Source organism: Microcoleus sp. w2-18bC1, assembly GCF_036700365.1.
GTDB lineage: Bacteria > Cyanobacteriota > Cyanobacteriia > Cyanobacteriales > Microcoleaceae > Microcoleus.
On record NZ_JAUBOS010000001.1, the window covers coordinates 185,878 to 198,198 of the forward strand.

9 protein-coding genes and 1 tRNA gene are annotated in these 12,321 nt (G+C 46.3%); 2 read left to right on the forward strand and 8 right to left on the reverse strand.

Annotated elements, in window-relative coordinates:
* Positions 1-89 precede the first annotated feature (89 nt).
* Positions 90-4,040, reverse strand: a complete 3,951-nt coding sequence (locus QT979_RS00740; protein ID WP_333307569.1) for a cobaltochelatase subunit CobN — start codon at positions 4,038-4,040, stop codon at positions 90-92.
* 219 nt (positions 4,041-4,259) lie between these two features.
* On the opposite strand from QT979_RS00740, the gene cobJ reads away from it, so the two are divergent.
* Positions 4,260-6,014, forward strand: coding sequence for a precorrin-3B C(17)-methyltransferase (gene cobJ / locus QT979_RS00745; RefSeq protein WP_333307572.1), 1,755 nt, complete (start codon positions 4,260-4,262; stop codon positions 6,012-6,014).
* A 527-nt stretch (positions 6,015-6,541) separates the two neighbouring features.
* Positions 6,542-7,327 (forward strand): hypothetical protein, encoded by a 786-nt coding sequence (locus tag QT979_RS00750; protein ID WP_333307575.1) that lies wholly within the window; start codon positions 6,542-6,544, stop codon positions 7,325-7,327.
* Between the two features lie 184 nt (positions 7,328-7,511).
* On the opposite strand, the gene QT979_RS00755 is transcribed toward QT979_RS00750, so the two are convergent.
* The 7 genes from QT979_RS00755 to QT979_RS00785 all read right to left on the reverse strand — a co-directional run bounded on the left by QT979_RS00755 (position 7,512) and on the right by QT979_RS00785 (position 12,313).
* Positions 7,512-8,273, reverse strand: coding sequence for a nucleotidyltransferase domain-containing protein (locus QT979_RS00755; protein WP_333210433.1), 762 nt, complete (start codon positions 8,271-8,273; stop codon positions 7,512-7,514).
* Positions 8,274-8,318: 45 nt separating this feature from the next.
* Positions 8,319-9,269 (reverse strand): DNA polymerase beta superfamily protein, encoded by a 951-nt coding sequence (locus QT979_RS00760; RefSeq protein ID WP_333307578.1) that lies wholly within the window; start codon positions 9,267-9,269, stop codon positions 8,319-8,321.
* A 103-nt stretch (positions 9,270-9,372) separates the two neighbouring features.
* Entirely contained in the window at positions 9,373-9,777 is a 405-nt protein-coding gene (locus QT979_RS00765; protein WP_333307581.1) for a putative toxin-antitoxin system toxin component, PIN family, read from the reverse strand.
* Complete coding sequence (locus QT979_RS00770) at positions 9,774-10,139, reverse strand: hypothetical protein (RefSeq protein WP_333307584.1); 366 nt, start codon at positions 10,137-10,139, stop codon at positions 9,774-9,776. Before QT979_RS00770 ends, QT979_RS00765 begins: the two co-directional genes overlap by 4 nt.
* A gap of 190 nt (positions 10,140-10,329) precedes the next feature.
* A tRNA-Val gene (locus QT979_RS00775) sits at positions 10,330-10,401 on the reverse strand.
* Between the two features lie 125 nt (positions 10,402-10,526).
* A complete protein-coding gene (locus tag QT979_RS00780; protein ID WP_333063857.1) occupies positions 10,527-10,739 on the reverse strand; it encodes a DUF2839 domain-containing protein in 213 nt (70 codons plus the stop codon).
* Positions 10,740-10,804: 65 nt separating this feature from the next.
* Positions 10,805-12,313, reverse strand: a complete 1,509-nt coding sequence (locus tag QT979_RS00785; RefSeq protein WP_333307587.1) for a helicase C-terminal domain-containing protein — start codon at positions 12,311-12,313, stop codon at positions 10,805-10,807.
* Positions 12,314-12,321: the final 8 nt, after the last annotated feature.

Here is a 12,321-nt window from a genome sequence, read left to right on the forward strand (position 1 = left end):
TAGTCGCGCCCCTAACTTGCACCTAAAAATTTTTGAAACTATTGTGGGGTGGGCTTCTAGCCCGCCCCTAACTATTTATATTAAAAACACTACACTGTCACCCCTTCAATTTTCTCATCTGTTAACTCGTACAACTCGCGCAACTGCTGCAACTTATCCGCATCCGGCAGCCAAAAACCTCGCCCGTTAGCCTCCAACATTCTGCCGACAATATTGCGAAAAGCTTCAGGATTTGCCTCCCGCAACTTCTTCGCCATCTCTTCATCCAAAGCATAAGTATCAGCCGCCTGATCGTAAACCCAACTATCAGTAAAATCAGCCGTTCCGCCCCAACCAATTAACGCCGTCATCCGCTGCGAAATTTCATAAGCGCCGCCCGAACCTTGATTAACCATCGCGTTAGCCCACTTAGGATTTAGCAACTTAGTTCGATATTCCAAGCGCAGCAAATCTTCTAAATTGCGCGGAGTTGTATCCTGAGAAAAACTTTCTACAAAACTCGTGTTAACCTTTTTACCGCGCTGCTTTTCTGCGGCTTTCTTCAAACCGCCAGTATTCGCATAATACTCTTGAATATCAGTCAAACCGTATTCAACAGAATCAATTTCTTGAATTATGCGATCGCACCCTTGCAACAACTGAGTCAAAACCTCCGGCCTCGCTTCCCCCTTATCCTTCCTCCCGTAACTAAAAACATTGCGACTTTCCCAAGTTTTCCCCAACTCATCCCCCGATTCCCAACTACCATCAACAACCCTATCGTTAACCAAAGAACCAAAATCCCCAGCCGGATTAGAAAACAACCTTGCCGAATAATTCTGCACACCTTTTGCCTGCAAAATTAAAGCGTGTTTGCGAATAAAATTCTCCGATTCCGGTTCATCAGCATCCGCCGCCCGCACGAACAAATCATCCAACAATTCAATAATATTCACAAAGCTATCTCGGAAAATCCCCGAAAGATTTCCCAACACATCAATCCGGGGATGACCGACATCAGCTAACGGTTTTAATTCATAGCGAACAATGCGGCCAGTACCTTCTTTAAGAGGTTCAGCCCCCACCAATTCTAGCAGAATTCCAATAGATTCGCCCCGCGTTTTAATCGCATCCAAACCCCACAACATTACCGCCACAGTCTCAGGATAATTCCCCTGTTCCTCAACGTGCTTCTCAATAATTTTCCGAGCAATTTCGCGCCCCCTTTCATAAGCCGCCGGAGAAGGCATCCGATAAGGATCTAAAGCGTGAATATTCCTGCCAGTTGGCAACACCCCAGCCCCATCCCGCAACAAATCCCCGCCCGGTGCAGGCAGAATATATTCCCCATTCAAACCCCGCAAAAGATTAGTCAACTCATCCGTCGTTTGCAACAACAAATCTCTAACTAACAAACCCTCCTCAAAAACCCCATCCCACCCCTCTTTCTCTTCCTCTCTGCGCCCTCTGCGCCTCTGCGGTTCATTTTCTTCAAAAACCAGTTCTTGCACCTGTTCCTGTGATAACCTATCCCCAAAATAAGCCTCAAGATAAGAGGTCATTTCCTCAGAATTAGGCGGTTCTCCGAGAACGTGCAAACCCGATGAAAATAAGCGAGATTCCACCACCTGTAAATACTCATAAAGCTTCACCAAATAGCGGTTAAAAGCATCAGGGCTGAACATTCCCACATTCTCAAAACTAAAAGCAATCCCTAACTTTCGAGCCTCATCAAACGGACAATCAGCCTCCAAACCGCTATCTAAAATTTTCTTACAAATAGCCTCTTTCAGCACATAATTCTTAGCCGTATCTTCCCGATATTCCGCAATCAAATCCCGCAAAGCTATCAATTCCTTGTACAATCCCGCGCGACCGTAGGGCGGCACGTTGTGAGAAATCAAAACACCGTAACCGCGCCGCTTTGCTAACATCGATTCCGAGGGATTGTTGGCGGCATAGATATAAAGATTCGGCAAACTTCCCAACAAAATATCCGACCAAGAATAGCCAGTATTTCCCAGAGGAGAACCGGGCAACCATTCAACAGTGCCGTGCATTCCGAAGTGAACCACAGCATCAGCTTGCAAATCATTTTGCAGCCACTTGTAAAAAGCAGCATATTGAGGGTGAGGCGTCAAATCGCGATCGAACATTAAGCGCATCGGATCGCCCGAAATTCCCAGCGGCGGCTGCAAACCTATCCAAACATTCCCCAGTTGAATGCCACCGATTTGGAACTCATCGCCGTCAGTCTTAATCCCAGTACCAGTCAAAGATTTCCACTGTTTTTCAATACGACTTATTGACAAATACCCCAGCCACTTCTCCAGAGTTTTAACATTAACAGTATGGCCAAACCCTCCCCTCCCATCTGCGTTCATCCCCGTTAATCCGCCTGTATCTGCGGTTGCAGCATCATCCGCCTCTTTCACCCTGCGAATTAACTCCTCCCCGTCAGCCGGAATTTCTCCAACTTTATAACCTGCTGCTTGAAGTTTGTGCAGGAAATTTAACAGGGATTTCGGTACATTTAATAAAGCAGCCGTACCCGCCGCACCGTAACCGGGAGGAAACCCGTAGAGAATAATCGCAATTTTCCTTTCCGAGGGCGGAGTTTGGCGTAGTTTCACCCAATTGTTAATTCTACTTGTCAGGCGTTTTGCGCGATCGGGCACCAGATAAATATCCTCACCCACCAAACCGCCCAGGGGAACAGGATCGATCGCGCCATCCAACTCAGGCAAAGCATACAATACCACACTTTGCAAACCTCCAATCCCCTGACGAGTCCAAGAATGGATATCCTGAATCAGCAGAGGTGCGGACACAAAATAAGGTACATTTTTAGCAGTTAAAATGCGCTTAGCAACTTCCACCTGCCTTCCACCCTCCATCGAACCAGCAGGCCCGCCAACCAAAGGAAAGCCAATAGTAGAAACAATCGCATCAACTTCCACAGCATCTTTGGCCAGCGAAAGAGTTTCTATATTGCCTTGTTTTCGGCGCGCAGTTTCATCAGCAGTCGTCATCCAATCCCGCACCGCCACATGGCCTTCAACGCCATTGATAAAAATCGGCAAAGGCACAATTCCTGCATCTTCAAAATAGCGAATTAATTGAGGAATATAAGGCTGCTTGGTGATAACGTGCTTGCGGTAAAGCAAGATGCCCACAACTGGGGATTTTACTTGATATGAATTTTGAGACCAATTGGTCTCAAATTTTGTGGAACGGGCATCTTGCCCGTTAAAAACCAGGTCTAAATTTTCAGACAAATTAGTCTCAAATTTTGTGGAACGGGCATCTTGCCCGTTATAAGCCTTTCTATCAAGATGTCTAGCCTCTTTTGTGGAACGGGCATCTTGCCCGCCCCTAGCACTTTGATTCCCGAGATACCAATCCAAATATTGCCGAGGCGATTCAAAATAACCATTATAATCAGGATGCAATAAACCCATATTGGGAGTTTCCACAGGCGGCGGAATTTCTGCAAGCTTCAGCCCCAAATACTTTTCGGAAATAATCCAAAACATCGAGACAACATTATCCGCACCACCCGCATTCCAGTAACCATAAATAATCAGCCAGTTTCGCAAATCCTGCACTTTTTGCACCGGCACATACTTTAATAACTTCGGCCCAACCTTCAAAAAGCTGATATAACCAGCCAGCTTATCTTCTTCTCGCCCATTGCTGAACTTATCTAGAATAAACTTAACAGGCTTCGGCATTCCCTTCGGTTTGTCGCCAATTTTAAAAGCACCAATTTGAGTAAGACTCATCAATTCCAAAGCCGACTCAAAAACCAGGCGAATCGGAATATTTTGCACCCTTTCTCGCAGCCACATTACCGCATCGTAATCAAACAGCAAACTCCCAAAAAACACATCAGCATTCGAGAGGGCGGCGGCTACAGCGTCGGGTTCGTCTGCGAGGGCGCGATCGCTAAAAACCCGTACTTCCAATCCCTGACACCCAGAAACAGCCAACTCCGCAGCTTTCCGGTACAAATCAGCATTAAAAGATTCAAACCCTGCAATTAAGACAATGCGTTTCACAGCCCAACCTCGAAATATTTGCTTCTTTTAATGATAAACTAATCCCAGAGATTCACAGACAAAATGCCTGTGCCACTAATAAAACAGAAAAACTTCTTGCTTCACTTCTTACTCTTCCTTCGCGCCCTTCGCGCCTTCGCGGTTCGTCAAATATTTATTCTGGAAGTAACAAAAAATTAAAATAATCAAACCACTCCAAACACACACATAATTAAAACCGTGAATCGAATACCTCCCGCAATAATTATCTTAGGTCAAAACAGCCAGCAGATCGCCAAAAAAATCTCCGCCCATTTCCCCGGTTCCCAGATTTACGGTTTAATCGATCGCACGAACGACACAGACATCAACTTTAGCAACTTCGGCGAAACATTGCGGGAATTGTTTGCAACAGAAACCCCAATTATCGCTATCTGCGCCGCTGGAATTATCATCCGCACTCTCGCCCCGCTGCTGTCAGACAAACGCGCCGAACCGCCAGTTTTAGCCGTCGCAGAAGACGGAAGCGCCGTCGTACCCCTGCTGGGCGGTTTGCACGGCGTTAATGATTTGGCCAGAGAGATTGCAGCAGCCCTCGGCGTACAACCTGCAATTACCACAACCGGAGATATCCGGTTTCGCACCGCGCTGCTGAGTCCTCCCCAAGGCTATTATTTGGCGAATCCAGAGGACGCGAAGACTTTTATTTCAAATTTGCTCGCCGGTGCAAAAGTACGCCTAGAAGGGGCTGCAGGCTGGCTTTCCGAGAGCAATTTGCCGATCACCCCCGATGCAAAATTGACCATCCGCGTCACCGAAAAAGCAATTGTGCCAACGCCCGATTGTTTAGTTTACCATCCGCAAATTGTGGCAGTTGCACTGACAAAGCTATCGAATATTGAGCCGGAAATAGCGGTTTCATTAGTGCAGCAAGTCTTGGAAAAATCAGGTTTAGCGCCAGCTTCCGTTGCGGGATTTTTTGCATTAAAAGAGGAGATGGGAAATCCGGCACTTGAAGCAGTTTCACAATATTTTAAAGTCCCCGTCCGCTTTTTTAATCTCTCCGAACTTGTCGAATTAGACTCAATTGAATTAATCGCAAATAAGGCCGTACAAATTGCCCTGACAGCAGCCGGTGCCAACAGTCACTTAATCGAGTCCGATCGCCCAAACGCAGTCAATTGCGCGATCGCCCTGGCCGCCGAACCCATAAATGCTAGCGCGATCGGAATTAGTCGCGGCAAACTGGCGATCGTCGGTACCGGCCCCGGAGGCGCGCCCTGGATGTCCCCGGAAGTTAAGGAAATCCTGCGCGAAGCCACGGATTGGGTGGGTTACAAATTTTATCTCGACTTAGCCGGAACCCTGCGAGAAGGACAAAAGCGGCACGATTCCGACAACCGCGAAGAGATCGATCGCGCGCGTTTTGCCCTAGATTTAGCAGCATCCGGCAAATCTGTCGCCGTGGTTTCGTCGGGAGATCCGGGTATTTTTGCGATGGCTGCAGCGGTGTTTGAGGCGATCGACTTTGATGCCAAACCCGAATGGCAGGGCATCGATATTCGGGTAGCACCGGGCATTTCAGCCATGCAGGCGGCCGCTGCTGCGATCGGAGCACCTCTGGGACACGATTTTTGCGTGATTTCGCTTTCGGATATTCTCAAGCCTTGGGAGGTCATAGAACAGCGGATTGCTGCTGCTGCTGCTGCCGATTTAGTTATGGCATTTTACAATCCCATCTCGAAACAGCGGATTTGGCAACTCGGAAGGGCGATCGAGATTTTGTTGCAAAGTCGCGATGCTAATACCCCCGTCATATTGGGGCGAAACCTCGGCCGGCCCGGTGAATCTGTGCGCGTTTGCACCCTCGGCGAATTCCAGCCGCAAGACGCTGACATGAGAACTTTAGTGATTGTCGGTTCGAGTCAAACTCGGATTATTCCCCGCAAATATGGAGATGTTTGGGTTTACACACCGCGCAAGTACGAAAAATAAGTAAAGCAGCAAAAACTTCGGAAATCAGCAATTGACTGAAAGCTAATTGACTTTGACAAGGAGATTTTTTGATCTCGCTGGGGGAAGTCTAGGTTAACAAATGGCGGCGAATCACTCGATCGCGATCGACCTCTTATTTCCTCTCAGGGTTTTCACTCTCGATTAATGAGTGATGGCCTTTGATTACAGGCATCCTCGGTACTGAGGGATCTCGGCTTCCTGAAGCCGAGTTTCTCTGGCAGATCTCGATCGAATTTAGATATCGACTCAACCGTAGTAAGGATTTCAGCTTCTTTTTTGGAGATATCTAATTTACATCTCAGGAAACAAAAAAAAATTATATAGCCACCATAAAATTAAGGGCGATCGAGGTCTGCTAAATTCCTTAATCCTAAGATAATCCTACGGTTACAACAAAAATAAGGCCTTCACCCAGATGAGTCTTCTGTGTCTTTGGGTAGACCGATTTTTTTTTGTCTGTTGATAAGATTCTCTTAAACAAAGCTTAAGAGAACGGTTAAAAGAACATGAAATTCCAAATCCCTTTAGCTCCTAGGGCTGTAACCCAATTTTTGCTTCGAGTGGTGACCTGTCTAGTTGTACTATCTTGTTTAAGTCACATCAATCTGCACTTCTTCCCGGATTCCCCGTTTGCAGCCTACTTTTCAAAGGCATTCAACGTTGATTATGAGCGGAACCTTCCAAGCTTCTACTCTGTTTTGGCATTGCTGTTTAGTTCTCTCTTGCTGGGTGTGATTGCCTATGCGAAAAATTTGGATAGCTGTCGTTACAAGTATCACTGGAAAATTTTATCATTCATATTTTTATATATATCTATAGACGAAGCTGCTCAATTTCACGAAAAATTGATTGACCCGATGCGAAGCCTGCTAAATGCCACAGGAATTCTTTACTTTACTTGGGTTGTGCCGTTCGGTTGTCTGGTAGCGATATTTCTATTATCCTATAGTAAGTTTGTGTTCCACCTTCCTGTTGCCACAAGAAAATTGTTTGTTGCAGCATCCGCTATTTATATTGGAGGAGCAATGGGGGTGGAACTGCTAGGGGGATACCTAGCTTCTACAACGGGGATGCAGGATTTATCCTACGCCATAGTAGTGACCCTTGAAGAGTCATTAGAAATGGTGGGAATCGTTGTATTTATCCACGCCTTGATTTCATATATCAAGACCTATCTAGGTGGAGTAAGTTGGAATATTTACATACCAGGAAAAAACGCACAAGTTACCGATGAGCAAAATCTCGGCATACCTGTCCTTAGCGAACCCGCAAACAGAAACCTATCAAGGTAAATTACTTGGAACCCGGTTTGATGGACGACAAAAATGCTGCATTATGGCCTTTGATCAGGATAAGAAACCCGCTTTCTTTGGTACTGAGGTGTCCTGGACTGGAGATTCTGTGATCGGCGGCGCACCAAACGACTAATATATAGGTTGCTTGCTGCACTAAACGACTAATTAGGGGTGAAATAGGTTAGTTCACAGATGACATCCTCACCTTTATCAGAAAATCGCTAAGAGCAACCTTTGCATGAGGATTTGATGGCAAATGACTTGTAAAACTTGCATCTTCTAATATATTAATTAGCCGATCGCGCTCTTGCTGATAAAATTCAATATCTGTATCTTCCAGCACAGATTTTTCCTCCCCAGCCAGCTTGCGATCGATCAAATCAGGAATATACGACAATTTGAATTTATCGTTAAGTTTCACCAAATTCGCCTCGACTTCCCCCGTTTGCATCAAGTGAATCCCAGCCAGCAACACCCGGTAAACGTACAGCAGCGGCTTAACCCGACGCGGGCGTTCTTTCTCAAACAATTTCCATTGAGTTTGAGCAAAACCGAGATAATGGTGGCTGTGGTGCTTGGTAATGCAGTTCGAGGCGATATCCTTTAATTCCTCGTGTTCCTTTGTACTGTAAACTATTAGCGGCGAATACAGTTGTTCCAACACGTAGCCGTTGCGCTTCAACAGCAACTCAAAAAATTTCTTAATGTCGTGAGTTACTAAATCGAGTTGCATTCCCTCCCGAACTTCAGAAACTTCGATTGTTTCTTCTCCAGAAATCAGTCCAATTACTTTCGGTAGCGGCAAAATGTGTACTCCCCGCAAGTCGAAGTCAGAATCTGCGGAAGGAAAGCCGTATAAGTGCGAACCGCTGACAGTCGCAAACAGCAGCGGGTAAGGTTGAACGGAGATAATTTGGGCGAGATTCGAGATGTATTCTGTCATATATTCCAGTCCATGCAGGCGGGCTTTGTTTCACAAGAAGCGATTTCAAGATCCGATTTCGATCGCACCTTTACGAGATTTAATCAAAAACAGGTTCGCTTTCTCGTAATTAGGACGTTCTGGTAAGGAAGTTGCAGCAAAAGCGCGATCGAACTCACCGTGCAAACTCAACCGCCAGCGATTCACCTCCTCCCAGGATATTTCTTGGTTGCGGATAGATAAAAGTTGCGATCGATAATCCTGCACGCGAACTGGTACAAACCCCTCCTTGAGCACCGTAATTCCTGACAGCAACAAGCGAATTAAGTGCATCGCGTGCTTCCAACGAATTTCCCCGGTATTGCGGAGGTCTTGCTCCATTTTTTTAAATTGAGACAAAACGTAGCTATTGTAAGTTTGATAAACCAATTGAGAAAGAAAGATTTCCCTAATTTCGAGCAATTCTTGTGCTACAGGAGAAACCGTTTCTACTAAAGGCGTGTACAAACATTCTAGCACATTTGGATTAGCTTTTAGTGCCAAAACTAAAAACTTTTGCAGTTCCCAATAGCATTCCTGATTTTCCTTATTTTCCAATTGTTCTGGAATGCCGTAAAGCGACCAATGAAGGATTGCAGGCGGCAGGTAAATCCCGCGTCTGTCTGTATCGGATTGCTCGTTATCAAGACCATAAGCTCTGGAACCAACAATGCAGCGGTAAATTACAGAATCATAGAGGTTGTATTCTGCAAGAAAATCTCCTCCTGACTGCAATCCTTCGCTCTGAAACTGCTTGCGGATACTGAGTTCGTGCCGCCGCAGACTAACTTGTGTTCCGTCTGGGAGTTTGACTAAATATGCGTGGGAATTGTCCGTAGGCGATTGAACGATGACGCCTACTAATCCGGGTTTCCAAGGTTGGTCGCTGGCGGGGTTCTTGACCTCGATTTTGGTGACAACTTGGGTTCCTGCGGGGATGATTAAGTTGAAATTTTGAGGAAGATTGGCATTTGCCATGAGGGAACCTCCTGCGGGGCACGAGTTACGATATTAGTGTAGCATAGATGTAGTATACAATGGGGTTTTGGGCGATCGCTGTTTTGGCTTTGTTGAACAATGTCTAATTCATGATCGATTCTGCAAAAAGAGAAACAGAAATAATTAACGTATTCTCTAAACTCTGAACTTCAGTAAAATCGCGATCGCCTGTAATTAAAAAATCAGCATGAGCAGAGAGTGCACAAGCAATAAACTTAGCATCTTTTTGATCTCTAGGAAAATCAATTTCTATAGATACATCAATGAGTTTGGTTGAACCTTGAATCAAATTCAACCATCTTTCTTTCTGAACATCTGTTAATTTTAGTTTTCGTCTACTTAATACCTCCTGATACTCTGCTAAAATTTCTTCGGAAACTACCCATTCATAATCAGGTTGATTGATAACCCAGCTAATAACAGAAGCTGGTTTTCTTCCAGCGATTGCCGCAGATACTAAAATATTAGTATCTATAACAACTCTCATTCTCCACTCCGATAAGCTGCAATTTCTTGGGCAATTTCTTCATCAGTTAAAGGATGATCGGCGTGTAAAACCTGGGTTTCTTCACATAATTTGCTAAAGTCTTCAGCTAAAGCTTGTCGGTGCGGATCGGGCTGATAACTCTTCTTAAGTTTCCGGCTAATTTTAATTTTTTCTGCGAGTAACTCTTGTGCAGGTTTTCCTGAAAGAATCGTTACTACTTGCCGAGGTTGATTAAGATGCTGTTTTTCTGACAAAGCTTTTAAAGCATCAGTAATTACCTGATCCGGGGTTGTATATTTCCCTGTTTCTAACTGTTGTTGCAATAACTTTTCTTGTTCTGAGTTCAGAATTATTTGGATCATACAGTTACCTCTCTAAATAATCTCACGCCGTTTGAGATCTGTAGGGGTGAAGCATTTGGACGACAATTTATGTTGAAAACCTGTAATTTTATCCCCGAATACTTTACGCTCCAACATGGATCGCGCGATCGCACTCCGACAGGATATTTTATTTTTTGGAGATTTCTAATGAGTCCCCATCAATTTTGAATGGGCAATACAGGATTTGAACCTGTGACCCCTTCCGTGTGAAGGAAGTGCGCTACCACTGTGCTAATTGCCCGCAGATAATTACCATACCATACCAAGTCCAAATTCGCAACTAAAATTTTCCTAAAAAATCAGCCGCTTGTTTCCGAGTTGAACTCGACACAATGCCAAGAATACAGGCATTTGTCGAGTCTGGCATCAGTTAACCTGCCACCAACCCGCCGAGGGGCCGACAAACCGCACTACAATCCACCAAGCCACCAAAAGACTAATCCCCATCCAGCTACCGCGACTTGTCCACTTCACAAAATCTTCGCTTTGGGTTTTCGTGATTGGCAGCCAGGGAACGATGCGCTCTTCTTTACCGTATTCGTCGCCGATCGACTCTTTGCGACGCTTAGCTTCACCCATAATCTTTGTCTACTAAATTATATTTCAACTAGATACCTAACCAAATTATAGGCCAACAGGTCATCTCAAGCCTGCGTCAGCCAAGTCGTATCCAAATAATCAATCCTCGCAAAAGGACTCAAAGCCGCTAAAACCTGCTGTCCATAACTGCGGTGAATCACCCTGCTGTCGAAAATCGCCACTACCCCTTGACGTTCTCGCACCGGCGCGATCGCCCGTTGCAACTCATTCAGCGCCGCCGGCAGCAAATACAACCGAAACCAATCCTTGCGCCGTTCCTTATAATAAGCCACACGCGCCGTCACCAAAGGATTCTCCAAAGAAGGTAGCGGCAAAGTTGCGATCGCCAGCAAGTGAGGCGCCCTCAATTCCCCCTGATGTTCTCGCCAAAACTCCCACCCCGTCACCAAAATCGCATTCTCCCCCACATCTGTTTTTTCAACCTGCACCCTAGAACCGAACTCAGAAGCCAAAATCGCCGCCAGCCTAGCCTTCAGCGGTACATCACCCACAATCAGCACCGTTAAACCCGCCACCGACGCGCTCATCAACAGCAAAGTCCGAATTTCTTCAATTAAAACACCCTGAAATTCCGGCGTATTTGGCAGCGGCAGCCAGTTGGGAATGTACAGTTGAATTAATTCACTTTGTCGATCGGGCGAAAACTTAACGCTCGTCAATTCTGGCAGTCCCAGCATTTGCCGGAAGATCGGAGCCTTCGGTTCCACATCCACCGCCCCCCCAATCAACACCACAGGCTGACAATCCCAAATTTTGCTCAAAACCTCAGCCACCTGCACCGGCGCGCAGTACAGAGAAAATGACCCAGCCTCCCGATGAATTTCCGCCCACCGCAGTTTTCCATTGGTTTCCCACCGCTGCCAAAAATTGCTCCAAGCAGCCGGAATTAGGGGGTTTGGCTCGATCGTTTCAAACAGCCCCTGCAAAATATTTTGCTCTGCCGTTTCCAGCAAATAGCACTCCTCTGGTTTCGCCGGATGCTTAAAGAAAGCCCGCGTTAGCATTACCCGCCCTTGGAGGATTGCATCGGCTTCCAAAGGCTGAGATTGCATTAAATCATTCCAATCAGCCGGTTGCAAACCCGCCGTCAATTGCTGGCGCGTCCAAACTTCCAAGTCATCCACACCGTCGATAATTGTCGGGATATTCCTGTGAAGTTCCGAATTCCCCGCCAAGCGAGCCGCCAGCCAAGACTCTGGATCTGCTAGCATCAATCCTCGCCCAGTGGCACGATCCGAATAAGTCTCGATCGACCCCTCTGTTTGCAGCCACTCTTGCAAACGTGGAATTTCCACTCCTCTCAAATGCTCGATCACCCGTGTCGGCGCTACTAAAATCACAGGTTCCGGCCACATCAAAATCGGCATCAAATAGCTGACTCGATACCGCTGTCGGTAAGCTCCAGCCGGAAGCCCCGTTTGGATCAGAGCGCTGCGCCCCAAGCGCAAAGCCCGCGCCACGAGCCGCGCCATCGTTAAATGGTGGGGCCAGTGCGGCTCGGAGTGCGATCGCAGGAAGCGGAGCAATGAGTTGTGGACTTCTACCTCAATCAATCGGTTTT

Bases quoted from the DNA above. Each gene is read 5' to 3' on its own strand.
- QT979_RS00750 (WP_333307575.1), top strand. From the start codon at position 6,542: ATGAAATTCCAAATCCCTTTAGCTCCTAGGGCTGTAACCCAATTTTTG.
- QT979_RS00765 (WP_333307581.1), bottom strand. From the start codon at position 9,777: ATGAGAGTTGTTATAGATACTAATATTTTAGTATCTGCGGCAATCGCT.
- QT979_RS00770 (WP_333307584.1), bottom strand. From the start codon at position 10,139: ATGATCCAAATAATTCTGAACTCAGAACAAGAAAAGTTATTGCAACAA.
- QT979_RS00760 (WP_333307578.1), bottom strand. From the start codon at position 9,269: ATGGCAAATGCCAATCTTCCTCAAAATTTCAACTTAATCATCCCCGCA.
- QT979_RS00780 (WP_333063857.1), bottom strand. From the start codon at position 10,739: ATGGGTGAAGCTAAGCGTCGCAAAGAGTCGATCGGCGACGAATACGGT.
- QT979_RS00755 (WP_333210433.1), bottom strand. From the start codon at position 8,273: ATGACAGAATACATCTCGAATCTCGCCCAAATTATCTCCGTTCAACCT.